This is a genomic window from Streptomyces sp. NPDC019443, from assembly GCF_044389785.1.
Lineage (GTDB): Bacteria > Actinomycetota > Actinomycetes > Streptomycetales > Streptomycetaceae > Streptomyces.
This window is the reverse complement of the sequence record NZ_JBIRYJ010000020.1, coordinates 68,390-93,395: the sequence shown is the minus strand read 5'-3', so window position 1 is coordinate 93,395 and position 25,006 is coordinate 68,390. Positions and strand designations below refer to the sequence as shown.

Annotated in this window: 23 protein-coding genes; 11 read left to right on the top strand and 12 right to left on the bottom strand. The window is 70.1% G+C overall.

Annotation, left to right across the window (positions count from 1 at the left end; translation table 11 throughout):
- Nucleotides 1-27 precede the first annotated feature (27 nt).
- Together ACH492_RS35890 and ACH492_RS35885 are read left to right on the top strand one after the other, a co-directional pair.
- A complete protein-coding gene (locus ACH492_RS35890; RefSeq protein ID WP_398993005.1) occupies nt 28-1,026 on the top strand; it encodes an SAM-dependent methyltransferase in 999 nt (332 codons plus the stop codon).
- Between the two features lie 56 nt (nt 1,027-1,082).
- The gene (locus ACH492_RS35885) at nt 1,083-2,225 is read left to right on the top strand and encodes an NADH-quinone oxidoreductase subunit D (RefSeq protein WP_398992976.1); all 1,143 of its coding nucleotides are present in this window, start codon (nt 1,083-1,085) and stop codon (nt 2,223-2,225) included.
- A gap of 87 nt (nt 2,226-2,312) precedes the next feature.
- Here the strand turns inward: ACH492_RS35885 and ACH492_RS35880 are convergent, their stop codons facing one another.
- From ACH492_RS35880 to ACH492_RS35865, 4 genes are all read right to left on the bottom strand, one after another.
- Nucleotides 2,313-3,308 (bottom strand): hypothetical protein, encoded by a 996-nt coding sequence (locus ACH492_RS35880; RefSeq protein WP_398992974.1) that lies wholly within the window; start codon nt 3,306-3,308, stop codon nt 2,313-2,315.
- A gap of 85 nt (nt 3,309-3,393) precedes the next feature.
- A complete protein-coding gene (locus ACH492_RS35875; RefSeq protein ID WP_398992972.1) occupies nt 3,394-4,365 on the bottom strand; it encodes an ABC transporter substrate-binding protein in 972 nt (323 codons plus the stop codon).
- Nucleotides 4,366-4,387: 22 nt separating this feature from the next.
- Nucleotides 4,388-5,056 carry an ABC transporter permease gene (locus ACH492_RS35870; RefSeq protein ID WP_307661895.1) on the bottom strand — a complete coding sequence of 223 codons (669 nt, stop codon included), beginning with the start codon at nt 5,054-5,056 and terminating at the stop codon, nt 4,388-4,390.
- A complete protein-coding gene (locus ACH492_RS35865; RefSeq protein ID WP_398992970.1) occupies nt 5,056-5,796 on the bottom strand; it encodes an ABC transporter permease in 741 nt (246 codons plus the stop codon). The genes ACH492_RS35870 and ACH492_RS35865 overlap by 1 nt, the downstream gene beginning before the upstream one ends.
- A 132-nt stretch (nt 5,797-5,928) precedes the next feature.
- Between ACH492_RS35865 and ACH492_RS35860 the strand changes: the two genes are divergently transcribed.
- Complete coding sequence (locus ACH492_RS35860) at nt 5,929-7,086, top strand: ABC transporter ATP-binding protein (RefSeq protein ID WP_398992968.1); 1,158 nt, start codon at nt 5,929-5,931, stop codon at nt 7,084-7,086.
- Between the two features lie 29 nt (nt 7,087-7,115).
- Here the strand turns inward: ACH492_RS35860 and ACH492_RS35855 are convergent, their stop codons facing one another.
- Nucleotides 7,116-8,228, bottom strand: a complete 1,113-nt coding sequence (locus tag ACH492_RS35855; RefSeq protein WP_398992966.1) for an alpha/beta hydrolase — start codon at nt 8,226-8,228, stop codon at nt 7,116-7,118.
- Nucleotides 8,229-8,375: 147 nt separating this feature from the next.
- Here ACH492_RS35855 and ACH492_RS35850 point away from each other — a divergent pair, with 147 nt between their 5' ends.
- From ACH492_RS35850 to ACH492_RS35825, 6 genes are all read left to right on the top strand, one after another.
- On the top strand, nt 8,376-10,208 hold the full coding sequence (locus ACH492_RS35850) for a phosphatidylglycerol lysyltransferase domain-containing protein (protein ID WP_398992964.1): 1,833 nt from the start codon (nt 8,376-8,378) through the stop codon (nt 10,206-10,208).
- Nucleotides 10,209-10,546: 338 nt separating this feature from the next.
- On the top strand, nt 10,547-11,404 hold the full coding sequence (folP, locus tag ACH492_RS35845; protein ID WP_398992962.1) for a dihydropteroate synthase: 858 nt from the start codon (nt 10,547-10,549) through the stop codon (nt 11,402-11,404).
- Nucleotides 11,401-11,847, top strand: coding sequence for a nuclear transport factor 2 family protein (locus ACH492_RS35840; RefSeq protein ID WP_398992960.1), 447 nt, complete (start codon nt 11,401-11,403; stop codon nt 11,845-11,847). Before folP ends, ACH492_RS35840 begins: the two co-directional genes overlap by 4 nt.
- Before the next feature lie 193 nt (nt 11,848-12,040).
- Complete coding sequence (gene folB, locus ACH492_RS35835; protein WP_307661902.1) at nt 12,041-12,400, top strand: dihydroneopterin aldolase; 360 nt, start codon at nt 12,041-12,043, stop codon at nt 12,398-12,400.
- Nucleotides 12,397-13,008, top strand: a complete 612-nt coding sequence (folK, locus tag ACH492_RS35830) for a 2-amino-4-hydroxy-6-hydroxymethyldihydropteridine diphosphokinase (protein ID WP_398992958.1) — start codon at nt 12,397-12,399, stop codon at nt 13,006-13,008. The genes folB and folK overlap by 4 nt, the downstream gene beginning before the upstream one ends.
- A gap of 47 nt (nt 13,009-13,055) precedes the next feature.
- Entirely contained in the window at nt 13,056-13,538 is a 483-nt protein-coding gene (locus ACH492_RS35825) for a DUF3180 domain-containing protein (protein ID WP_398992956.1), read from the top strand.
- 873 nt (nt 13,539-14,411) lie between these two features.
- Here ACH492_RS35825 and folE read toward each other — a convergent pair.
- From folE to dacB, 6 genes are all read right to left on the bottom strand, one after another.
- The gene (gene folE, locus ACH492_RS35820; RefSeq protein ID WP_398992954.1) at nt 14,412-15,017 is read right to left on the bottom strand and encodes a GTP cyclohydrolase I FolE; all 606 of its coding nucleotides are present in this window, start codon (nt 15,015-15,017) and stop codon (nt 14,412-14,414) included.
- Between the two features lie 122 nt (nt 15,018-15,139).
- Nucleotides 15,140-17,161: an ATP-dependent zinc metalloprotease FtsH gene (gene ftsH / locus ACH492_RS35815; protein ID WP_398992952.1), complete on the bottom strand. Its 2,022-nt coding sequence runs from the start codon at nt 17,159-17,161 to the stop codon at nt 15,140-15,142.
- A 161-nt stretch (nt 17,162-17,322) separates the two neighbouring features.
- A complete protein-coding gene (hpt, locus tag ACH492_RS35810) occupies nt 17,323-17,862 on the bottom strand; it encodes a hypoxanthine phosphoribosyltransferase (RefSeq protein ID WP_307665870.1) in 540 nt (179 codons plus the stop codon).
- Nucleotides 17,863-17,901: 39 nt separating this feature from the next.
- Nucleotides 17,902-19,008 (bottom strand): tRNA lysidine(34) synthetase TilS, encoded by a 1,107-nt coding sequence (gene tilS, locus ACH492_RS35805; protein WP_398992950.1) that lies wholly within the window; start codon nt 19,006-19,008, stop codon nt 17,902-17,904.
- A 186-nt stretch (nt 19,009-19,194) separates the two neighbouring features.
- On the bottom strand, nt 19,195-20,325 hold the full coding sequence (locus ACH492_RS35800) for a zinc-dependent metalloprotease (RefSeq protein WP_398992948.1): 1,131 nt from the start codon (nt 20,323-20,325) through the stop codon (nt 19,195-19,197).
- A gap of 67 nt (nt 20,326-20,392) precedes the next feature.
- On the bottom strand, nt 20,393-21,823 hold the full coding sequence (gene dacB, locus ACH492_RS35795; RefSeq protein ID WP_398992946.1) for a D-alanyl-D-alanine carboxypeptidase/D-alanyl-D-alanine-endopeptidase: 1,431 nt from the start codon (nt 21,821-21,823) through the stop codon (nt 20,393-20,395).
- 86 nt (nt 21,824-21,909) lie between these two features.
- Between dacB and ACH492_RS35790 the strand changes: the two genes are divergently transcribed.
- Complete coding sequence (locus ACH492_RS35790; protein WP_108151010.1) at nt 21,910-22,404, top strand: inorganic diphosphatase; 495 nt, start codon at nt 21,910-21,912, stop codon at nt 22,402-22,404.
- A 156-nt stretch (nt 22,405-22,560) separates the two neighbouring features.
- On the top strand, nt 22,561-24,210 hold the full coding sequence (locus tag ACH492_RS35785) for a threonine/serine exporter ThrE family protein (RefSeq protein WP_398992944.1): 1,650 nt from the start codon (nt 22,561-22,563) through the stop codon (nt 24,208-24,210).
- Between the two features lie 25 nt (nt 24,211-24,235).
- On the opposite strand, the gene ACH492_RS35780 is transcribed toward ACH492_RS35785, so the two are convergent.
- Nucleotides 24,236-24,931, bottom strand: a complete 696-nt coding sequence (locus ACH492_RS35780) for a DedA family protein (protein ID WP_398992942.1) — start codon at nt 24,929-24,931, stop codon at nt 24,236-24,238.
- Between the last annotated feature and the right edge of the window lie 75 nt (nt 24,932-25,006).

Here is a 25,006-nt window from a genome sequence, read left to right as displayed (position 1 = left end):
TCCCCAAGGTGGAGACTTGGTCGCGTGATGGATGACGCAACGGGTGAGACGTGTAAGTGGCGCGGCTGGCGGGAAGCGACCCAGGCCGCGCTGTACGGGCCCGACGGCTTCTATCTGAAGCCCGAGGGACCGGCCGGGCACTTCCGTACGTCCGTGCACGCCTCGCCCCTCTTCGCCGCGGCGGTCGCACGTCTCCTCCTCACCGCGGCGGAAGGAGCCGATCTCGACGAGGTGGCGCTTGTCGACGTCGGCGCGGGCCGCGGGGAGCTCCTCACGGGCGTGCTGGCGGTGCTCCCGTCCGGCTTCCCGGTCCGGGCGTACGCCGTCGAACGTGCCGCCCGTCCCGCCGGCCTCGACCCCCGTATCGAGTGGACCGCCGAGCCCCCCGCGGGCGTGAGCGGCCTCCTCTTCGCCAATGAGTGGCTGGACAACGTCCCGGTTGACGTCGCCGAGGTGGATCCGGACGGGGTGGCGCGCTACGTCCTCGTACGCCCGGACGGCACGGAACGCCTCGGCGCCCCCGTCACCGGCGCGGACGCGGACTGGCTGGCCCGCTGGTGGCCGCTGACGGAGCCGGGCACGCGGGCGGAGATCGGCCGCCCGCGCGACGAGGCGTGGTCGGCGGCGGTGGAGACGCTGGAGGCCGGTCTTGCGGTCGCGGCCGACTATGCGCACGTACGGGACGCCCGGCCGCTCTTCGGCACACTGACCGGCTTCCGGGCGGGCCGCGAGGTCCCTCCCGTTCCGGACGGCAGCTGCGACATCACCTCCCATGTGGCGCTGGACGCGTGTGCGCTGCCGGGCGCGGAGCTGCTGCCCCAGCGGGATGCGCTCGCCCGCCTGGGCATCACGGGCAGGCGGCCCCCGCTGTCGCTGGCGACGTCCGACCCCGCGGCGTACGTCCGCGCGCTGGCCTCGGCGGGCGAGGCGGCGGAACTGAGGGCGCGGGGCGGCCTGGGTGATTTCGGCTGGCTGGTGCAGCGAGTGGGCGGCCCCGCGCAACCTTCAAGCCCGTCCGGCGCTTGAGGACCGAGGTCTGGGGCGGAGCCCCGGCCGCGCCCCGGCCGGGGGATACTGGCGCCATGACGGAGACCACGGTCGGCATCGGCGGCGCGGCGGAAAGCACCGACATGGTGCTCAACATCGGCCCCCAGCATCCCTCCACCCACGGCGTCCTCCGCCTCCGCCTCGTCCTCGACGGAGAGCGCATCCAGCACGCCGAGCCGGTCATCGGCTATATGCACCGCGGCGCCGAGAAGCTCTTCGAGGCGCGCGACTACCGCCAGATCGTGATGCTGGCCAACCGCCATGACTGGCTCTCCGCCTTCTCCAACGAGCTCGGCGTCGTGATGGCCGTCGAGCGGATGCTCGGCATGGAGGTCCCGGAACGCGCGGTCTGGACCCGTACGCTCCTCGCCGAGCTCAACCGCGTCCTCAACCACCTGATGTTCCTGGGGTCGTACCCCCTTGAACTGGGCGGAATCACCCCGATCTTCCACGCCTTCCGTGAACGAGAGGACCTCCAGCACGTCATGGAGGAGGTCTCCGGCGGCCGGATGCACTACATGTTCAACCGTGTCGGCGGCCTCAAGGAGGATCTCCCGGCGGGCTGGCTCGGCCGGGCCCGCGAAGCCGTCGCCGCCCTCCGCTCGCGGATGGACGTGTACGACCGGCTGGTCCTCGGCAATGAGATCTTCCGCGGCCGTACGCGCGGCGTGGGCGTCCTTCCGGCGCAGGCGGTGCACGCGTACGGAGTGAGCGGCCCCATCGCCCGCGCGTCCGGCGTCGACTTCGATCTGCGGCGCGACGAGCCGTATCTGGCGTACGGGGAGCTGCAGGACTCCCTCAAGGTCGTCACGCGGGCGGAGGGCGACTGCCTGGCCCGCTTCGAGGTGTTGCTCGGCCAGACCCACAACGCGCTGGAACTGGCGGACGCGTGCCTGGACCGGATCGCGGAGCTCGCGCCGGGGCCGATCAACCAGCGGCTGCCGAAGGTACTGAAGGCGCCCGAGGGCCACACCTACGCCTGGACGGAGAACCCACTCGGGATCAACGGCTACTACCTGGTCTCCAAGGGCGAGAAGACCCCTTACCGGCTGAAGCTCCGCTCGGCGTCGTACAACAACATCCAGGCGCTGACGGTGCTGCTGCCGGGGACGCTGGTCGCGGACATGGTGGCGATCCTGGGCTCGCTGTTCTTCGTCGTCGGCGACATCGACAAGTAGCACTCGGGCGAAGCAGCACTCGTCCGAGTGGCACTCGGACCAAATGGCACTCGGACCGTCAGCCGGGTCCGTCGGCAGGGTCTGTCGTCAGCTCACCGCGTCGCGCAGCTCCGCCACGTCCAGTTGCTCCGTCTCGTCGTGCGCGGTCAGGTCGATGACCTTGCCGACCGCGCGCGAGTCCGCCGTACGCTGCGCGGCCAGCTCCTCGCCCACCACGTCCGCGAGGTCCTCGTTCTGCACGGCCTCTATCGCCTTTTGCGCACCGGGGCCGGGAGCGGCGTCCCCACCCGTGCCGAAGAAGTCGAAGCCGCCCTCGGGGCGCTTGGGCCGACGGCGCTGCGGACCGTACGGAACGATCGCTGCCGCCGCCGGGACGGTACGACGAGCGGGGACGGCGGACGACGGGCGGGTGTGCTGCTCTCCCCCGGCGACCGCCGCGTGCTTCCCCTGCGGCTCGTCCGCCTCACGGCCCCGCTCCGCCAGATCGCGGGCTCGGGCCTCCTCGGCGGTACGTTTCGCCTCCTGCGCGGCGGCGTTGCGCGACAGGTCGTCCAGTGCCTTGTTGGCGCGCAGATACGTCGCCGGGCTGGGCGTGGTCCCCGCCGGGGGCAGCGCCTTGACCGGGGATGCCGCTTCCAGCGCGAGCTGGCGTCGGTCCTCGAGCACACCGGCGCGCTCGGTCTCGGCGGTCGCGTACCGCCGCAGCAGCGCGGCGTGCTCACTGCGCAGCGCGGCCAGTTCGACCCGCTTTGCCCGCAGTTTCGCGTCGAGCTTGGCGCGCAGCTCGCGCGACTCCTCCACGTCCGTCTCGAGTTCGGCTATGCGCTCCTCGGTCTTCCACTGGTCGCTCGCGCGGGCGCGCGTGAGCTCAGCGACCCGGCGCCCGGCGGCCCGGTCCCAACTTCGCATCAGGACCGCGCCGGTCAAGGCAGCGGCCGTCGCGGCAGTGACCAGCGAGCGGAGCACGACTGGCTCCGCCAGAAACCACGCGCCGGCGGCACACAGCACCGACGCTCCGGCGACCGCCGAAGGCGGCAGCAGCCTGTGAAGGGGCGGGGAATGGCGGTGGCGTCCACGTGGCATGGCCTGAAATTTACCGTGCGTAGACGCCGAATGGGGTCTCGGCCCGGCAAATCTCTCATTGAAAGAACGCCGGGCCGCACCGCCACTACTTCTTGAGCAGGCCCTTCGACTCGAGATATGCCTTCGCCGCGTCCTCGGGCTTCGCGCGCTCGGCGTCCACCTTGCGGTTCAACTCCGCGAGATCCTCGGTGGTCAGCACCTTGGTGAGCTTGTCGAGGACGTCGGCGATCTCCTTCGATCCCGCGTCCTTCGCATTGACCACCGGCAGGACGTTGTCGGCGTTCTGAAGCTTCTTGTCGTCCTCCAGGAAGACCAGGCCGTCCAGCACCGCGTCGGTGGTCGTGGTCAGCACCAGTTGGTCGGCGCCGTCCTTGACCGCCTGCTTGGACTGCGGGGTGCCGACTCCCTTGGGGTCGATGCCCGTGACGTCAATGCCGTACGTCTTCTTCAGACCGGGTGCGCAGAACGGCCGCACCTCGCACTCGTCGCCCGCCGCGATCTTCACCTTGAGCTTCGACTTGCCAAGATCGGAAAGGGTCTTGAGGTTGTTCTTCTCGGCGAATTCCTTGCTCACCGCGAAGGCGTTCTGGTCGACGGCCGCGCCGGCCGGCAGCACCTTCAGTCCGCGCGGCTCGGCGAGCTTGGTGAGAGCGGCGACGGTGGCGTCGGCGTCGCCGGACGCCACCGGCTTCTCGTCGGGCGCCTTCGGCCCGTTCACCTTCGCGTTGAGGAATTCGGCGATCGTCGCGGCGTATTCCGGTACGACGTCGATCTCGCCCTTCTCCAGGGAGGGTTCGTACAGCTCGCGGTTCTTCACCGTGGTGACCGACGTCCTGTATCCGGCGTCGGCCAGGATCTGCGCGTACAGCTCGGCGAGCACCTTGGACTCAGTGAAGGACGCGGCGCCGACGACGAGCGCGCCCTTCTTGCCCGTCCCACCGCCCGATGCCGAGCCGCCCTTCTCCTTCTCCAGGCTGTCGCCGCCGCATGCGGCGAGAGAACCCGTCAGGGCCACCACACCGAGTACCGCACCCGCGATGCGCGAGGTCTTGATCATCAGGTTCTCCGTCCAAGTGTTGTCACACGGTCTTACGAAGGGGGCTCAGCAGCCGGTCGGCCGCAACCAGCGCCCCCTCCACGAGCAGTGCGAGCAGCGCCGCGAGCAGCGCGCCCGCCACCACCTGCGGGGTGTTGTACGTGTTGAATCCCGCGGTGATGATCCGGCCCAGGCCGCCCTGGCCGACCATCGAGGCGATCGTGGCCGTGGCCACCACCTGGACGGCGGCCGACCGCAGCCCGGTCATGAGCAGCGGGTAGGCGAGGGGCAGTTCGACCCGCAAGAAGAGCTGGCCGCCCGACATCCCCATCCCCCGCGCGGCCTCCACCACCGCCCTGTCCACCTCGCGCATGCCGACATAGGCGTTGGTCAGCAGCGGCGGGACCGCGAACAGCACCAGGGCGATGATCGTCGGCACATAGCCGGCGCTGCGCAGCGGCGTGAGCATGAAGAGGGCGAGGACCGCGAAGACGGGGATCGCCCGTCCGGCGTTGGAGATATTGACCGCGAGCGCGCCGCCCCTGCCCAGATGCCCCAGCCACAGCGCGACCGGCAGGGCGATCGCGCAGGCCAGCGCGAGGGCGATCCCGCTGACGTACACATGCTCGCCAAGACGGTGCCAGGCGCCGCTCTCCCCCGACCAGTTGGAGCCGGTGGTCAGCCACGTCCACGCGTCGGCCACTACCCCCATCAGCCCGTCACCTTCACCTTCGCCGTGCGGTCCACGGACGGCTTCACGGACGGCTTCACCGTGCGTATTCGGGCCCAGGGCGTCAGCAGCCGCTGGAGTCCGAGCAGCAGCACATCCGCCACCGCCGCCAGCAGCACACAGAGCACGGACGCGGTCAGCACCTGCGCCTTGAAGGTGGTCTGCACCCCGTCGTCGATGAGATTGCCAAGACCGCCCTTGCCGACCAGCGCGCCGACGGTCGTCAGCGCGATCGTCGAGACGGTCGCTATCCGCAGGCCCGCCATCAACGCGGGCAGCGCGAGCGGCAGTTCGACCTCCCAGAGCAGCCGCCCCGCTCCGTACCCCATGCCTCGCGCGGCTTCCCGCGCCTCGTCGGGGACCGCGTCGAGGCCCGCCATGATGTTCCGTACGAGAATGGTGAGCGAATAGAGCACCAGGCCGGTCACCACCAGCGCCGCCGAAAGGCCGAAGACCGGCAGCAGCAGCGAGAACATCGCCAGCGACGGAATTGTGTAGAGCAGGGTCGTGAGCCCCAGCACCGGGCCCGCGAACCGCGGCTCGGCGCGGGCGAGCAGCGCCAGCGGAAAGGCCACGGCAAGGCCGATCAGGACGGACACCACCGTGATCCAGACATGCTGGACAGTCGCTTCGGTCAGCTCCTGGCTGCGGGTGCGGACGTACTCCCCGCAGATCCAGTCATTGGCCGCCAGGCAGCTTTGCGCCACAAACTGCGTACTCACCCATCCCCACCTCCCCAGCAGTGCCGAACGTATGTATGCCTGGCGACCATATCTCTGAGCACTGACAATCGCCGAGGGCCGCCACATTGCAGCAACATGGCTTTCACACAACACCCGTCACAATGGGGAACCATGATCCGTTTCGAGCACGTCACCAAGCGGTACCCGGACGGGACGACAGCGGTCGACGACCTGTCGTTCGAGGTCGCCGAGGGCGAACTGGTCACGCTCGTCGGACCGTCCGGCTGCGGCAAGACCACCACGATGAAAATGGTCAACCGCCTGATCGAGCCGAGCAGCGGCCGGATATTCCTCGACGGGGACGACATATCCGCCATCGACCCCGTCCAGCTGCGCCGCCGTATCGGCTATGTGATCCAACAGGTCGGCCTTTTCCCGCACAAAACGGTCCTGGAGAACACCGCGACCGTCCCCCATCTCCTCGGCTGGCAGCGCAGCAAGGGCCGTGAGCGCGCCGCCGAGCTCCTCGACCTGGTGGGTCTGGACCCCAAGACGTACGGCGACCGCTATCCCGAGCAGCTCTCCGGCGGCCAGCGCCAGCGCGTCGGCGTGGCCCGGGCACTGGCGGCCGACCCGCCCGTGCTGCTGATGGACGAACCGTTCGGCGCGGTCGACCCGGTGGTGCGCGAGCATCTGCAGAACGAGTTCCTCAGGCTCCAGTCCCAGGTCAAGAAGACCGTGCTCTTCGTCACCCATGACATCGAGGAGGCCGTCCGCCTCGGCGACCGTATCGCCGTCTACGGACAAGGGCGGATCGAGCAGTTCGACGCCCCGGCCGCGGTCCTCGGCACCCCCGCGACGCCGTACGTCGCGGACTTCGTCGGCGCGGACCGCGGCCTCAAGCGGCTGTCCGTCACGCCCATCGAGGAGGGCGATCTGGAGCAGCCGCCCGTCGTCCATCTCGACGACCCGCTGCCCCGGGAGCTCGGCTCCCGCTGGGCCGTCGTGCTGGACAACGAGGACAATCTGCACGGCTGGATCTCCGCCGAGCAGGCGCGGCAGCCCGGCTCCGTGCGCGAACACGCCCGCCGGATGGAGGCCTGGCTGCCCGTCGGCGCCTCCCTCAAGCAGGCCTTCGCCACCATGCTCCAGCACGACGCGGGCTGGATCGCGGTGATCGACAAGGAGGAGACCGGGCGCTTCCTCGGGGTCCTGACACCGGCCCGGCTGCACGAGGCGCTGCGCCGCTCGATCGACGCGGACGCACAGGACATCCCCCGTACCGCGGTCGCGCTGGAGACGATCGAAACGGTCAAGTCGGCTACGTAGTTCACGAAGCGCAGTTCACGAAGCACAGTTCACGAAGCGCTGAGCCTGCCACTGATCCACTCCAGAGCCGGTGGGATCTCGCGCCGCCAGGTGTTGAAGTTGTGCCCGCCGCTGTCGAGCGTGATCGACGAGACGCGCGCGGGCGGCTTCACCTTGTCGATGAACTGCAGGGTCGGCTTGAGGTTTGCCTCGCCCTCCTTGGAAGTGGTCACCAGGAAGGACGACTTCCCCTGCGGCAGGTGGTCAAGGCTCCACAGCAGGTTGGCCCGGTTCTTCTCCTTCTTGTTGCCATGGAAAAGATCACCGGTGGTGGGGTCGTCGGCGGCCTTGTAGTACGCGGAGAGGCCCGCGCTCGCCGCGAACTGCTCCGGGTGGTGCAGCGCGATCTTCAGGGCGCAGTAACCGCCGGTCGAATTCCCGATGAAGCCCCAGTTCTGGGGCTTGGTCCCGACCCGGTAGGTCTCCGAGACCGCCTTCGGCAGATCCTTGGCGAAGAAGGTCTCGGTCTTCGGCCCGCCCGGTATGTCCACGCATTCTGTGTCCCGCGGCGGCGCGACGGTCGGTCGCAGCATGACCAGGATCATCGGCTGCATCTTGCCGGCCTTGACCTGCTGATACGCCGTCCTGGGGTACTTCAGCCCCTTGAGCAGATTCTCCGCGGTCCCCGGGTATCCGGTCAGCACGAGAGCAGCCGGAAATGTGCTCTTCGCGTATTTCGCTTGGAAATACTCCGGCGGCAGATAGACATACGCCGGGCTGTCTATCTTCGACTTCTCACCCGCGATGACGACCTTCTGAATCTGACCGCCCGTCGCGGGCCGCGAGCCGCCCGGCACATCCAGCTTCTGCTTCTCGACGACCTTGATCCGCTTTCCACCGGCCGAGTGGTCCACGACCACGCCGAGGTCCTGCTTCTGACCGAAGAGGTCGGACCAAGAGCCGTAGAAGAGGAAGGAGTTGTTCGCCGCGAGGCCGACCGCGGCGAAGAGCGCGAGCTGGGTCACCAGCAGCAACCCGATCCTCCCGGAGACGGCGCGCCAGCCGCGGCGGGCGAGCCGCGGCCAGAGCCAGATCGTGGCTGCGAACAGCAGCACGGCCACGAGGATGGCCAAGGCCAGAACTTTGTTACTGGTCAGACCCATGAGTCGCGTGAGCTTTCTTCCTTGAGAATTTCCTGTGAATGAGTGAACCCGCCCCCCGGATGTCCCGTCCTAGAGAGCGCAAATCGTCCGGAGCTCACTGTTCTGCGGCTCACGGACACAGGATCTCTCGCGGAGCCACGGGAAGCGATGTCTGTAACGGTAGATGAGGACAAATCAGGATTGGTTCCGGGTTGGGTACGTCGCGTGCTGCGCGGCCCCCGCCCGGAAGTGGTCCCTTCGCTGGTCGGCACGGCCTGCACACTCGTCGGCCTGATCGACATCGCCGCCGGGGTCTTTCCCCGCTTCCGGCACAGCCGCATGCACTCCCTCGCCGAGGTGTTGCCGGGGGCGACCGGGCCGTTCGCCGCGGCGCTCTCGCTGAGCGCGGGCGTACTGCTGCTGCTGCTCGCCCACGGGCTCAAGCGCCACAAGCGCCGGGCCTGGCGGGCCGCGGTGATTCTGCTGCCCGCCGGGGCCGTGGGGCAGTTCGTCTACCGGCACTCGGTCATCGGCGTACTGCTCTCGCTGGCGCTTCTGACGCTGCTGGTGCGCCACAGGAGTGAGTTCGCGGCGCTGCCCGATCCACGCAGCCGGTGGAAGGCGCTCGCCAACTTCGTCCTCATGGGCGCCGGTTCGCTGGGCCTGGGCCTGGTCATCGTCAGCGCCCACCCGGGCAAGGTGGTCGGCAGCCCGAGTCTGACGGACCGCCTGGAGCACGTCCTGTACGGGCTCTTCGGCTTCGAAGGCCCCGTCGACTACGCCGGAAGGGTCTCCTGGACCGTCGGCTACTCGCTTGGCGCGCTCGGCCTGCTGACCGCCGTCACCACGATCTACTTCGCCTTCCGGCCGGAGCACCCGGCCGCGCGCCTCACCGAGGACGACGAGCACCGACTGCGCGACCTGCTGGCCAGGCACGGCAGCCGCGACTCGCTGGGTCACTTCGCGCTCCGCCGCGACAAGGGCGTCGTCTTCTCGCCCAGCGGCAAGGCGGCGGTCTGCTACCGCGTCGTCTCCGGCGTGATGCTCGCGAGCGGTGACCCGATAGGCGACGTCGAGGCCTGGCCGGGCGCGATCGAGCGCTTCATGGACGAGGCGAAGGCGCACTCCTGGACCCCGGCGGTGATGGGCTGTTCGGAGACCGGCGGCGAGGTCTGGACCCGGGAGACGGGGCTGGACGCGCTGGAACTCGGTGACGAGGCGGTGGTGGATGTCGCGGATTTCTCCCTCACCGGGCGCGCGATGCGCAACGTACGCCAGATGGTGAAGCGCATCGAGCGCAATGGCTACGAGACCCGGGTGCGGCGCGCTCGTGACATCTCCGACGAGGAGCTGGAGCAGATCCGGCTGGCCGCGGCGGACTGGCGCGGCACCGACACGGAGCGGGGCTTCTCGATGGCGCTGGGCCGGATAGGCGACCCGGCCGACGGCGACGCGGTGATCGCCACGGCCCACAAGGAGGACGCGGAGTCCCCCTACGGCGACCTGAAGGCGATCATCCACTTCGTTCCGTGGGGTACGGACGGCATGTCCCTGGAACTGATGCGGCGCGACCGCTCGGCCGACCCTGGCATGAACGAACTGCTGATCGTCGCCTCGCTGCAGGCGTCGCCGGCGCTCAAGATCGAGCGGGTCTCGCTCAACTTCGCGATGTTCCGCTCGGCACTCGCCCGCGGCGAGAAGATCGGCGCTGGGCCCGTCCTGCGGATGTGGCGCGGCCTGCTGGTGTTCCTGTCCCGGTGGTTCCAGATCGAGTCGCTGTACAAGTTCAACGCGAAGTTCCAGCCCCGCTGGGAGCCGCGCTTCGTGGTCTTCCGCAACACCCGCGACCTCCCGCGCATCGGCTTCGCCGCGATGCAGGCAGAGGGCTTCGTGAACGTCGCGCTCCCCCGCCTCTTCCCCCGCCGCCGCCCGACGCGCCAACCGCGCCCGTGCGCCCACATCACGCCGCCGCAGCCGGAACACGAGATCCGCGCGGCATAGGGAAGGGCTGCCTGGGCCGGCCCCGGTCGGCGGGGGCCGGGGCCGGGCGTACCCCGCCAGCCGGAGAGCAGGCCTTCAACCCCGCGGCGCGAAGCCGCCGCCGCGGGGGCGGGGACGGCCCGGCCGGGCGGCGCGAAGCCGCCGCGCCCCACGGGGCCGGGGGTATCCCGCCGCCGTAGGGCCCGTCCCCATCCCCGCGGCGCGAAGCTGCCGCGCCCGGCGGGGGCGTGGGGGGTGCCCGTACCCCCCACATCTCAAGGGCGGGCGGGTGGGGAGCAAACCCCGCCCGAGCCCACCGGCGTGACTGGTGGCCCCGCTCGCGGGCCTAGGCTGGGCGTATGAGTACGTTGCGCGGACGAGGCACAGCCAGCGGGCTGCCGCAGTGGGGTCGCTGTGCGGTCATGGGGGTCGTCAATGTGACGCCCGATTCCTTCTCCGACGGCGGCCGCTGGTTCGACACCACCGCCGCCGTCAAGCGCGGCCTCGACCTAGTCACCGAAGGCGCCGATCTCGTCGACGTCGGCGGCGAGTCCACCAGGCCCGGCGCCAGCCGCGTCGACGAGGACGAGGAGCTGCGGCGCGTGATCCCCGTCGTACGCGGCCTCGCCGCCGAGGGCGTCACCGTCTCCGTCGACACCATGCGCGCCTCCGTCGCCGAAAAGGCCGTCGCCGCCGGCGCCGTCCTCGTCAACGACGTCAGCGGCGGCCTCGCCGACCCCCGCATGGTCCCCGCCGTCGCCGCCACCGGCGTCCCCTTCGTCGTCATGCACTGGCGGGGCTTCAGCCACGACATGAACAGCCGCGCCGTCTACACCGACGTCGTCGCCGAAGTAGTCGCCGAGCTGCGCGACCGCATGGACGCCGTCATCGCCGGCGGCATCGCCCCCGAGCGCCTCGTCATCGACCCCGGCCTTGGCTTCGCCAAGCAGGCCGAGCACGACCTCGCCCTCGTCGCTCATCTCGCCGAGCTCCGGGCGCTAGGCCGCCCCGTGCTCGTCGCCGCCTCCCGCAAGCGGTTCCTCGGCCACGTACTTGCCAAGGAGGGCGCCCCGCCGCCCGCCAGGGAGCGGGACGCCGCCACCGCCGCGGTCTCCGCCATCGCGGCGCACGAGGGCGCTTGGGCCGTCCGGGTCCACGAAGTACGCGCCACGGCCGACGCCGTCCGCGTCGCCCGGGCCGTCGAGGCCGCCCGGTGAGCCGTACCGAGGTAGAGCTGGTCGAAGCGGCCAACACCACGTTCTACGAAACGATGGAGCGCGGCGACTTCGAAGAGCTCTCCGGCCTCTGGCTGGACGAGGGCATCTCGTGCATCCACCCCGGCTGGCCCGTGCTCACCGGCCGCGGCGAAGTGCTCCGCTCGTACGCCCTGATCATGGCGAACACCGAGTACATCCAGTTCTTCCTCACCGACGTCAAGGTGAGTCTCGCCGGTGACACCGCCCTGGTGACCTGTACGGAGAACATCCTCAGCGGCGGCCCCGCCGAGGAGAGCGGCGAACTCGGCCCCCTCGTCGGACAGCTCGTCGTCGCCACCAATGTGTTCCGTCGCACATCCGACGGATGGAAGATCTGGTCACATCACGGATCACCCGTACTGGCGGAAAGCGACGAGGAAGAGGACGACGAGACCCCCTCGTAAGTGGGTAAGCGGCCTTATGGAGGTTGGAATTCCGGGCCTCCGGGTAGGGGCGGCTACCAGCCTCGCGGGGGCCCGCGTCCACAGCACCCGTGGGCGAGCGCTGTCAGTGCTCGCAGGTAGATTCGATGGTGGACACGGGCCGCCCGCACGTGGCTGCGTGCCCGCAAGACAAACGACAGCAGGAGTGATTCGCGTGGATCGTGTCGCGCTGCGCGGCCTCAAGGCCCGCGGGCACCATGGCGTTTTCCCCCGGGAGCGCGAGGAAGGCCAGACCTTCATCGTGGACCTGGTGCTCGGCCTCGACACCCGCCCCGCGGCGGCAGACGACGACCTGGCGAAGACCGTGCACTACGGCATTGTGGCGGAGGAGGTCGTCGCGGTCGTCGAGGGCGAGCCCGTCGACCTGATCGAGACGCTGGCGGAGCGGATCGCCCAGCAGTGCCTCAAGCACGACGGCGTCGAAGAGGTCGAGGTGGTCGTGCACAAGCCGGACGCACCGATCACGGTGCCTTTCGACGACGTGACCATCACGATCACCCGGAGCCGAGTATGACCGTGTTTTCCAACGGGACGCAGAGCGACCCGACCGTGCAGCCGGTGCCCGCCTCCGTGGTGGAGCAGGTCGACGCGGCGGACGTCACCCTGTCCAATCCGAAACAGGCTGTGATCGCCCTCGGCTCCAACCTCGGCAACCGCCTGGAGACCCTCCAGGGCGCGATCGACGCGCTCGAGGACACGCCCGGGCTGCGGGTCAAGGCCGTGTCTCCGGTGTACGAGACGGAGCCGTGGGGCGTCGAGCCCGGCAGCCAGCCCTCGTACTTCAACGCGGTCGTTGTGATCAAGACCACTCTTCCGCCGTCCTCCCTGCTGGAGCGCGGCCAGGCCATCGAAGAGGCCTTCGACCGGGTCCGCGAGGAGCGCTGGGGTCCGCGCACCATCGACGTCGACATCGTGGCGTACGCCGAAGTGGTCTCCGACGACCCGTCGCTCACGCTGCCCCACCCGCGGGCGCACCAGCGCGCGTTCGTGCTCGCCCCGTGGCACGACATCGAGCCGGACGCGCAGATTCCGGGTTACGGTCCGGTGGCGCAGCTGCTGGCCGGCGTCGGGCGGGCGGCCGTGGTTCCCCGCGCCGACCTGGAACTCCGTCTGCCCGACTAGTCGTTAGGCTCTTGCGTACGGCGGACAGGTGAAGGGCGGCACTCTCGGTGAAGCAACTACGGCTCGGTGTACTGGCCGGTCTCTTCGCCGCGGCCGGGGTGCTGTCCTGGGGCGGCGCCCGCCTGTGGGAGGCGTTCGGCACCCTGCCGAGCGTGCCGCTGGCCGCGCCGATCGTGCTGGCGGTGATCGCCGTCATCCTCACCGCGACCGCGCTGTCGCTCCGCGCCCGCCTGCGGGCCCAGCGCGAACGACGCCCGGGCGCGAAGGGCGTTGAGCCGCTGATGGCGGCGCGCGCGGTGGTCTTCGGCCAGGCGAGCGCGCTGGTGGCGGCGCTGGTGTCGGGCATGTACGGCGGCACGGGCGTGTACCTACTGAGCTCCCTGGACATCCCGGCCCGCCGGGACCAGGCGATCTATGCGGGCCTCTCGGTGCTGGCGGGGATCGGGGTGATCGCGGCGGCGTTCTTCCTCGAGCGGGTCTGCAAACTCCCGGAGGACGACGACGAGGGCGAGAGCGCGGCCCGCGCATAGCGCGGGTTGCGGGGTTGCCGGTGCGGCTGCGGTGCGGGTCGCGGGGGTGCCCGGTGTCGCGGGGTGCGGGGGTCCGCGGTGCGGGTCGCGGTGTTGTCCGGTGTCGTGGGGCGCGGGTTCCGGTGCCCCTCCGGGCTCGACTCCTCGGGGTCGGCGGCGTGAAGGGGTTCGTGTTGATCACTGGGTCCGGCCGCCGATCCCCTGCGGGGACGACCCTGCACGGCCCCTCCCCACCAGCAGGCACCCTGTTCGGGCCCGGCGCCCGAGGGCGCGAAGCCGCCGCCCGGCGGAACGCGGGGGCGCCGGCCCCCGCCTTCGCGTGCTCCGCGGCGAAGCCGCCAGAGCGGCCGGGGACGTGGGTCCGTCAGCCCGCTTTCGCGGGCACCGCGGCGAAGCCGCCGAACCGGCCCGGCGGTGTGGGGGGCGTCAGCCCCACTTTCCTGTGCACCGCGGCGAAGCCGCCGGGGATACGGGCCGTCAGACCCGCCTTCGCGGGCTCCGCGGCGAAGCCGCCCCGAGCGGCCCGGGACTAACCCCGCCTTCCTGGGCTCCGCGGCGAAGCCGCCGGAGTGGCCGGGGGTGTGGGGGCGTCATCCCCCACGTACCTCTTCCCTCCCCCCCGCAGGGCGTCTGGGGGTCTTCCCCCAGTCTCGGGAAGGGGCGGGGTGGGGGACGACCGCCCGCACCCCGCGTACCCCTCCGCCAAGGGCCGCGGCACGCCCCCCACGCGGCGAAGCCGCACATTGACACACCGGGAAGGGGCGGGGCGGAGAGGAAGTCCGCGCCCGCGCTCCGCGTGCCCCTCCGCCAGGGGGCCGTGGCACCGCCCCCACACCGAGCCGCCCATAGAGGCGGCCCCGAAGAGGCGAGGGCTCAGCGCGCCATGATCAGGCTCATCGCCTCGTTGCGCGTCGCCGAATCCCGCAACTGCCCCCGCACCGCCGAAGTAATCGTCTTCGCCCCCGGCTTCCGCACCCCCCGCATCGTCATGCACATGTGCTCGCACTCGACGACCACAATCACGCCGCGCGGCTCCAGGATCTCCATCAGCGAGTCCGCTATCTGCGTGGTCAGCCGCTCCTGCACCTGCGGCCGCCGCGCGAAGACGTCCACGAGGCGGGCCAGCTTCGACAACCCCGTGATCTTCCCGTCCAACGACGGGATGTACCCGACATGCGCGACCCCGTGGAACGGCACGAGATGATGCTCACAGGAGCTCATGACCTCGATGTCCTTCACCAGGACCATCTCGTCGTGACCGAGGTCGAACGTCGTCGTCAGGACGTCCTTCGGCTGCTGCCACAACCCCGCGAATATCTCCCTGTACGCGCGCGCCACGCGCGTCGGCGTCTCCCGCAGGCCCTCGCGGTCCGGGTCCTCCCCGACCGCGATGAGGAGCTCGCGTACAGCGTTCTCGGCCCGCTTCTCGTCGAACTCGCCGATCGTGCCCTCGCCGTCCAGCGTCACCGGGTCGGTCATCTGTGCCTCGTTCCTGTTACCTCTAACGTGCGGGCATACGGGAATGCCGCGTCCCCCAGGCTAAAACACCTGGGGGACGCGGCATCCATTCCGGGCCCTGTGCGGCCACAGCGCCGGACGGGTCAGCTCTCCGGGCGCTCCTCCGGGACCGCCTCGATCGCCGGGGCGGCCTCCGTAGGCAACGCGCCGTTGGACCCGACGGCGCCGTTGGTCAGCGCCAGCTCCTTCGGCGAGAGCACCGGCGGCCGCGTCGACGGCGTACGCCGCGAGGAGCCGGTCCACGCCGGGCGAGCCGGGCGCTTCACGATGGGCGCGAAGATCTCGGCGATCTGCTCCTTGCCGAGGGTCTCCTTCTCCAGCAGCTGGAGGACCAGGTTGTCGAGAACGTCGCGGTTCTCGACGAGGATCTCCCAGGCCTCGTTGTGCGCGGTCTCGATGAGCTTCTTGACCTCTTCGTCGACCAGCGCCGCGACCTCTTCGGAGTAGTCCCGCTGGTGAGCCATCTCACGGCCCAGGAACGGCTCCGAGTTGTCGCCACCGAACTTGATCGCGCCGAGTCGCTCGGTCATGCCGTACTGCGTGACCATCGAGCGGGCCGTGGCCGTGGCCTTCTCGATGTCGTTGGCCGCACCGGTGGTCGGGTCGTGGAAGACGAGCTCCTCCGCCGCGCGGCCGCCCAGCATGTATGCCAGCTGGTCGAGCATCTCATTGCGCGTGGTGGAGTACCTGTCCTCGTCCGGCAGGACCATGGTGTAACCGAGCGCCCGCCCACGGGACAGAATCGTGATCTTGTGGACCGGGTCGGAGTTCGGCGAGGCCGCCGCGACCAGGGCGTGACCGCCCTCGTGGTACGCGGTGATCTTCTTTTCCTTGTCCGACATGATCCGGGTCCGCTTCTGCGGGCCCGCCACGACGCGGTCGATCGCCTCGTCCAGGGAGTGGTTGTCGATCAGCTTCTTGTCGCTGCGCGCCGTCAGGAGCGCCGCTTCGTTCAGCACGTTCGACAGGTCCGCGCCGGTGAAGCCGGGCGTACGCCGGGCGACGGCGCCCAGGTCGACGTCCGGGGCGACCGGCTTGCCCTTCTGGTGGACCTTGAGGATCTCGAGACGGCCCATCATGTCCGGGCGATCGACGGCGATCTGCCGGTCGAACCGGCCCGGGCGCAGCAGCGCCGGGTCCAGGATGTCCGGCCGGTTGGTGGCGGCGATCAGGATGACGCCGCCCTTCACGTCGAAGCCGTCCATCTCGACGAGCAGCTGGTTCAGCGTCTGCTCACGCTCGTCGTGGCCGCCGCCGAGACCCGCACCGCGGTGCCGGCCGACGGCGTCGATCTCGTCGACGAAGACGATCGCCGGGGCGTTCGCCTTGGCCTGCTCGAAGAGGTCGCGCACTCGGGAGGCGCCGACGCCGACGAACATCTCGACGAAGTCGGAACCGGAGATCGAGTAGAACGGGACGCCCGCCTCGCCCGCGACAGCGCGAGCGAGCAGCGTCTTGCCCGTGCCGGGCGGGCCGTACAGCAGCACACCCTTCGGGATCTTGGCGCCGACCGCCTGGAACTTGGCCGGCTCCTGCAGGAACTCCTTGATCTCGTGGAGCTCCTCGACCGCCTCGTCGGCCCCCGCCACATCGGAGAAGGTCGTCTTCGGGGTGTCTTTGGTGATCAGCTTGGCCTTGGACTTCCCGAAGTTCATGACTCGGGAGCCGCCGCCCTGCATCTGATTCATGAGGAAGAGGAAGACCACGACGATCAGAACGAAGGGCAGCAGCGAGAGCAGCACCGAAACGAACGGGCTCTGCTTCGACGGCGAGACGGTGTAACCCTTCTCGATGTCGCCGGCCTCGAACTTCGTCTGCAGCTTCTCGGCCAGATCGGCACCCTGGGTGCCGATGTAGCTCGCCTGGATCTTGTCGCTGCCCTTGACCTTCTGGTCGCCCTTCAGATCAACCTTGATGATCTGTTCGTCGCCTGTGGTCAGCTTGACCTGATCGACCTGGTTCTTGTCGATCGCCTGGACGACCTCGCCGGTGTCCACCGTCTTGTAGCCGCCGGACGAGCCGACGACCTGCATCAACACGACCACGGCGAGGACGGCCAGCACGATCCACATGACCGGCCCACGGAAGTATCGCTTCACGTCCATCCATACGGAGCGAATTCGCCCCGTCCCTCCTGCCCGTAGGTAAATGCTGCTGTGAGAAAAGACTGTTCTTCGGACGGTACCCCAGCATTGTCACCCGCGACCGCCTTCCCTTGCTCCAACGGCGGGAAGGAGGCCAGGGTTCCCGTGCCTCTGCGGGGGCTTCAGCCGCCGTATACGTGCGGTGCGAGCGTGCCGACGAACGGCAGATTGCGGTACTTCTCGGCGTAATCCAGGCCATACCCGATGACGAACTCATTGGGAATGTCGAAGCCGATCCACTTCACATCGATCGCGACCTTCGCGGCATCCGGCTTACGCAGCAGGGTGCAGACCTCGAGAGAGGCCGGCTCGCGCGAGCCGAGGTTCGACAGCAGCCACGAGAGCGTGAGGCCGGAGTCGATGATGTCCTCGACGATCAGGACGTGCTTGCCCTTGATGTCGGTGTCCAGGTCCTTGAGGATCCGGACCACGCCCGACGACTGGGTGCCCGCGCCGTAGGACGACACCGCCATCCAGTCCATGGTGACGGGAGTGGACAGCGCACGCGCCAGATCCGCCATCACCATCACGGCGCCCTTGAGGACACCGACGATGAGCAGGTCCTTGCCCGCGTACTCTGCGTCGATCTTCGCGGCCAGCTCGCCCAGCTTCGCGTCGATCTCTTCCTTGGTGATGAGCACCGACTGGAGGTCGGTGCCCATGTCCTTCTCGTTCACCCGGGCCACTTTCGTCGTGCTGCGTCAGCCTTGCCGAATGACCAGTCTGCCACCCTGCCGTCGCGCCTCGACGCGGCCGGGCAGATTGATGGCTCCCTGGCCGCGCCAGCTCGTGATCAGGCGGTCGACTTCCTCGACGTGCCGGGCGAAGAGTGAACCGGCGGGCGCACCGGCCTCGATGACGGCCCGGCGCAGCACCCGGCGGCGCACGGCGGGCGGCAGCGCGTACAGCTTCGCGCACTGGAGCTGACCTGCGTCGTCCCGTACGGCGGCGTCCGCGTCGGCGGCCCAGGTGTCCAGGGCGTCGGCATCGTCGCGGGAGAGTTGCGCGGTACGGGCCAGGGCCTCGACGACGCCTTTGCCGAGCGCCTTCTCCAGGGCGGGCAGGCCTTCGTGACGCAACCGTGAGCGGGTGTAGGCCGGGTCGGCGTTGTGCGGGTCGTCCCAGACGGGCAGCGACTGGACCATGCAGGCCTTGCGGGCGGTCTGCCGGTCGAGCTGGAGGAAGGGGCGGCGGTAACGGCCGGCGGCCCCCGAGATGGCCGCCATTCCGGACAGCGAGCGGATGCCGGAGCCGCGGGCGAGGCCCAGCAGGACGGTTTCAGCTTGGTCGTCGCGGGTGTGGCCGAGCAGCACGGCGGCAGCGCCGTAGCGCTCCGCGGCATCGTCGAGGGCGGCGTAGCGGGCATCACGGGCCGCGGCCTCCGGTCCGCCGTCGCGGCCGACCCGTACCGAGATGGCTTCGACGGGGTCGAGCTGCATCGCGGTGAGCCGGGCGGCGACCTCGGCGGCGCGGAGGTCGGAGCCGTCCTGGAGGCCGTGGTCGACGGTGATGCCGCCGGCCCGGACGGAGAGTTTGCGGGCTTCGAAGGCGAGGGCGGAGGCGAGTGCCATGGAGTCGGCGCCGCCGGAGCACGCCACAAGGACGAGCGGCTGCTCGCCTGCGGCGGTGTGGCTCGCGGTTTTCGTCGCTGAGGACGCGGAGGACGAGGGGGACGCGGAGTAGGCGGGGTACGCAGAGGTCGCGTGGCTCACGGAGCGCGCGACGCGTTGGGAGTGTTCGGTGAGTACGTCGTGGAGTACGCGGCGGACCGCCAGGCGTATCGCCGCGACCGCAGGATGGGGACCCATGTCCGGTGCCCTTCGTGAAAGTTGGGGGGTGCCTCGGTCGGAGTGGGGACAGGAACTCAGTCACTCAGAGTGCGTCGATGGTGACAGAACCGAGCCGATACCCGAGCATTGCACGCCTACCCATTGCCTACGGTCCCTCGGATGGGTGATTACGGGGGCGTTCTTCTGCCGTGGACCGCCGCCCGCTCACGACTCTGCTTTACGGTGCACCCTCGCGACCCAGTCCGCCGGTTTGGCGATCTCCGCTTTGGTGGGGAGGGTGTTCGGGGACGTCCAGACCCGATTGAATCCATCCATACCGACCTCCTCCACGACGGAGCGCACGAAACGCTCGCCGTCGCGGTACTGACGCAGCTTGGCGTCGAGCCCGAGCAGCTTGCGCAGCGCCTGGTCGAGACGGCTGGCGCCACGCGCCCTGCGCTGCTGGAACTTCTCCCGGATCTCGGCGACGGAGGGCACGACATCGGGCCCGACACCGTCCATCACATAGTCCGCGTGGCCCTCGAGCAACGACATGACGGCGGTCAGCCGACTGAGGATCTCGCGCTGGGCGGGCGTCTGCACCAATTCGACGATGGAGCGGCCGCTCTCGTCCTCCTCGCCCTCGGGGCGCGCGCCGGACAGCGACTGAGCGGCCTCCCTGAAGCGCTCCAGGACTGTCATCGGATCGACGTCGGTTTCGCCGAGAAAGGACTGGATCTCGCCCTCGAGGTGGTCGCGCAGCCACGGCACGCCGGTGAACTGGGTGCGGTGTGTCTCCTCGTGGAGGCAGACCCAGAGCCTGAAGTCGTGCGGGTCGACGTCGAGTTCGCGCTCCACGTGCACGATGTTCGGGGCGACGAGCAGCAGCCGTCCGCCGCCCTTCTCTCCGGCGGGCAGCTCGCGGGTGGGCGGGGCGAAGGTCTCGTACTGCCCGAGGACCCGCGAAGCCAGGAACGACAGCAGCATCCCCAGCTCCACGCCGGTGACCTTGCCGCCGACCGCACCGAGCACCGCGCCGCCGGGGCCGCCCGGGCGGCGCTCCTGCATCTTGTCCAGCAGCGGCTTGAGCAGCTCGCGAAAGCCCGCGACGTTCGCCCTGACCCACCCGGCCCGGTCCACTACCAGGACTGGGGTGTCCAGTGGTTCATGGCCTTCCGGGATCATCCGGGTGAAGCCCCGCACATGTTCCTCGGACGCCCTGGCATGCCGTCGCAGCTCGGCGACGACGGCGCGCGCCTCGTCCCTGCTCACGTCGGGTCCGGGCCGCACGAAGCGGGTCGCGGTCGCCACAGCGAGGTTCCAGTCGACCATCTCGGCACCACCGATGCTCGTCATGCGTCAACCGTACGTTGTCGGCTCGTCCGTCGGTGAGTCGTTGGAACCGGCCGGTTCGCCGGGAACGTCACGATGCCAGCGCGGCGGCCAGCCGGTCCAGGGCGGGCTGCGCGTCGTCTCTGGACGGGGTGTTCCCGGCCAGGAAAGCGAAGGCGAGGAGACGGCCGTCCGGGGCTACGACCGTGCCGGCCAGGGTGTTCACACCTGTCAGCGTGCCGGTCTTGGCGCGCACCAGTCCGGTGCCCGGTGAGGTCTCGTCGTACCGGGTCTGAAGGGTCCCGCTGAAGCCCGCGACCGGCAGGCCGGTGAGGACCGGGCGCAGCTCGGGGTGGGCCGGGTCGGCGGCGCGGGCCAGCAGCGCTGTCAGCAGGCCGGCGGAGAGTCTGTCCTGGCGGCTGAGTCCGCTGCCGTCGGCGAAACGGGCGCCGGTCAAGGGGAGCTTCAGCCGGGTCAGTTGCTTGGTGACGGCGCGCTCCGCGCCCGCGAAGCTCGCCTCCTCGCCGGTCGCCAGGGCGGTCTGGCGGGCGAGGGCCTCGGCGATGTCGTTGTCACTGTGCGTCAGGGTCCGCTCGACCAGGGCCGAGAGGGGCGCGGAGAGCACCTTGGCGACGGGCTTGGCTCCGGCGGCGGGCCGGCCGGGGGTGGGCGTCGCCGAGATGTCGACGCCCCGCTCTGCCAGCAGCCGCCCGAAGGCGCGGGCGGCGTCGCCCGCCGGGTCGCCGCTGCGGTGCGCGGCGCCGGTGGGCCCCTCTCCCCCAGAGCCCGAGGTCTGGGAGGTGTCCCCGAGCCGCCCTTCGCCGACCATCAGCGCGCTGACCGGGGCGATGTTCATGTTGGGGCCGATGGGGTGCAGCCCGGGGCCCTTGTAGAGCGAGGTGTCGTACGCCAGGCGGACCGTGCTCACCCCGCGCTCGCGCAGGGCACGCGCCGTACGGTCGGCGAGGGTGCGCAGGCCGGCGGTGTCGAGGGTCGCGTCGCCGCCGCCGACCAGCGTGAGTTCCTTCGCGTCCTCGGACGCGACGACCGTGGTGGGGATGCGGTGGTCCGGACCGAGCGCCGACAGGGCCGCAGCCGACGTGGCGATCTTGATGGTGGAGGCCGGGGTCATGGGGTCCGCGGCCCCCTTTCCGTACAGCTGCCTGCCCGTCGCGACATCGATCACAGAGGCCGTGCGGACGGTGCCGAGGCCGGGGTCGCCGAGCAGCGGGGCGAGCACCCCGGCGAGGTCGGCGGGGGTGGTCCGCGAGGCCTGCGCCTTGGTCGTGGGGGCGCCCAGGGCAGCGAGCACGCCGGGCGCACTGGGCGCGGGCGCCGGGCGCTTCGGCCTGGGGGTCTCGTGATGTGTGCCACCTGGGACGCTCCGGGCAGCGGCCCAGTCCCTCTCGGCCTTACGCTGGCCGGAGTCCCATGGACCGGCCGCGGCCACAGCCCCGGCGGCGAGGGCGAGGCCGACCACGGCGGCGCCCCCGGCGAGCTGCCACGTCCTGACCTCTGGCACCTCGCACCAACCCCTTTCGCGATCACACATCTGCGTGGGGGACACTTAATCACCAGACGTATGTGTTGATCATGGAGGAGCCACCCGTGGAGTTCGACGTCACCATCGAGATCCCGAAGGGTTCGCGGAACAAGTACGAGGTGGACCACGAGACCGGTCGGATCCGCCTGGACCGTCGACTCTTCACCTCGACCAGCTACCCGGCCGACTACGGCTTCGTCGAGAACACCCTCGGCGAGGACGGCGACCCGCTGGACGCGCTGGTCATCCTTGACGAGCCGACCTTCCCCGGCTGCCTCATCAAGTGCCGCGCGATCGGCATGTTCCGGATGACGGACGAGGCGGGCGGCGACGACAAGCTGCTCTGCGTGCCTGCCTCCGACCCGCGTGTGGAGCACCTGCGGGACATCCACCATGTGTCGGAGTTCGACCGCCTGGAGATCCAGCACTTCTTCGAGGTCTACAAGGACCTGGAGCCCGGCAAGTCGGTCGAGGGCGCGAACTGGGTCGGCCGCACCGAGGCGGAGGCGGAGATCGAGGCGTCCTACAAGCGCCTGGAGGCGCAGGGCGGCGCGCACTGACCTCGCGCTGAGCCTCTCGTACGGGCGGCGCACCCCACGGGGTGCGCCGCCCGTCGTGCGTCCTGGACCGGTGGCCGACGGCCGGGGTGCGTGTGATCGCGTGGGCGTGCCCATACTGGGCTGACACGGCGACACGATCGGGAGCGAGGGCAGCACGTGGTGGCGGAGCCGGAGGGTCCGGAAGACCGGAAGCCTCAGTCCGACGAGGCGCACAGCGCCTTCACCCCACCGGCTGGGGTGGGACAACCGGAGGCACCCGAGGAGGACCATCCGTCCTCGGAGTTCGCGGTTCCGGCCGGGCTCGCCCCCGAAGTACCCCCCGAGCAGGAGGGTTCCGCGTTCGCACCGCCCAGCACCTACAGCGCCAAGAAGTCGCCGCCCGCCTTCACCCCCGCGCACGGCATGCCGGTGATCCGGCTGACCAAGCACGCCCCCTGGCAGGACCGGATGCGGGCGATGCTGCGCATGCCGGTCGGCGAGCGGCCGGTGCCGGAGCACGCGCAGCGGCAGGACGAGGCCGGTCCCGCCGTGCCGCGTGTGCTGGACCTGACGTTGCGTATCGGCGAGCTGCTGCTCGCGGGCGGCGAGGGCGCGGAGGACGTCGAGGCGGCCATGTTCGCCATCACGGTTTCGTACGGCCTCGACCGCTGCGAGCCGACCGTCACGTTCACCCTGCTGTCGATCACCTACCAGCCGTCGCTGGTCGACGACCCGGTGACGGCGAACCGGACCGTACGGCGCCGAGGTACCGACTACACCCGGCTGGCCGCCGTCTACCGCCTCGTCCACGACATCAGCTCCGAGGACGTCGACGTCTCGCTGGAGGAGGCCTACCGGCGTCTCGCCGAGATCCGCCGCAACCGCCACCCCTACCCCGGCTGGGCGCTCACCGCGGCGGGCGGCCTGCTTGCGGGTGCGGCGTCCGTGCTGGTCGGCGGCGGGGTGCTGGTGTTCGTGGCGGCGGCGATCAGCGCGATGCTCGGCGACCGGCTGGCCTGGCTGTGCGCGGGCCGCGGGCTGCCGGAGTTCTACCAGTTCGTCGCCGCGGCCATGCCTTCGGCGGCGATGGGCGTCGCGCTGACGTTGTCGCCGCTGGATGTACGCGCCTCCGCGGTGATCACCGGTGGGCTGTTCGCGCTGATCCCGGGGCGGGCCCTGGTCGCCGGCGTACAGGACGGTCTGACCGGCTTCTACATCACCGCTGCCGCCCGACTGCTCGAAGTCGGCTATCTCGTCGTCGGCATCGTCATCGGCGTACTGAGCGTGCTCTATCTGGGCCTCGCGCTGGGCGCGAGCCTCAACCCGGAGACGGCCATCCACAGCGTCGAGCGGCCGGTCGTCCAGACGCTGGCGGCGATGGCGCTGTCACTGTGCTTCGCCGTACTGCTGCAGCAGGAGCGCAACACCGTGCTGCTGGTGACGCTCAACGGCGGGGTGGCCTGGGTGGTGTACGGCGCGCTCGCGGACACCGCCGGCATCCCGCCCGTCGCGGCCACGGCTGCGGCGGCCGGTCTGGTGGGCCTGTTCGGGCAGCTGCTCTCGCGCTATCGGTTCGCCTCCGCGCTGCCATACGTCACCGCTGCCATCGGGCCACTGCTGCCCGGTAGCGCGACGTACTTCGGACTGCTGGAGATCGCCAGGAACGACCTGAACGCGGGGCTCGCCTCACTGTCCAAGGCCGCCGCCCTGGCGCTGGCCATCGCGATCGGGGTGAACCTGGGAGGCGAAATCTCCCGGCTGTTCCTGCAGGTGCCGGCCGAGGGGCGGGCCGAACGCCGCGCGGCCAAGCGGACGCGCGGCTTCTAGTTCTCGCAGGTACAGACGGGCAGATTCAGCGCTTGGCGTGGCGGCCGCGCTGGGACGGCGGCACCTCGTCGGCCGGTCCTGCCGCGGCGGCTTCCTTCTTGCCCCGGGAACGGGCCCGCAGGAACTCGATCGCGATCGGCACCACCGAGATCAGCACGATGAGGATCAGGATCGCTTCGATGTTCTTGTGGACGAACTCGACCTTGCCGAGCGCGGCGCCGAGCAGGGTGACGCCCGCACCCCACAGGGTGCCGCCGATGATGTTGAAGGTGATGAACGAGCGGTAGTTCATCCGGCTCACACCGGCGATGATCGGCGTGAACGTACGCACGATGGGGACAAAGCGGGCGAGCACCAGCGACTTGGGGCCGTACTTCTCGAAGAACTCGTGCGCCTTCTCGACGTTCTCCTGCTTGAAGAGCCTGGAGTCGGGGCGCTTGAAGAGCGACGGGCCGACCTTGCGGCCGAAGAGATAGCCGACCTGGTCGCCGATGACGGCGGCGAGGACGATCAGGACGCACACCGCCCACAGCGGGACTCCGTCCAGCGCTCCGGTGGTCACCAGCAGGCCGGTGGTGAACAGCAGCGAGTCACCCGGCAGGAAGAAGCCGATGAGCAGGCCGGATTCGGCGAAGACGATGACCAGGACCCCGATCAGACCGAAGGTCGAGATCAGATAGTCCGGGTCCAGCCAGCTCGGTCCGAGCGCAAGGGTAGTCACGAGGTCCGGGCTCCTGAGTCGATAGTCGGTCGATCGTCGATTCGGCCGTCGATATTCGGCGCGGTCGGCAGACCA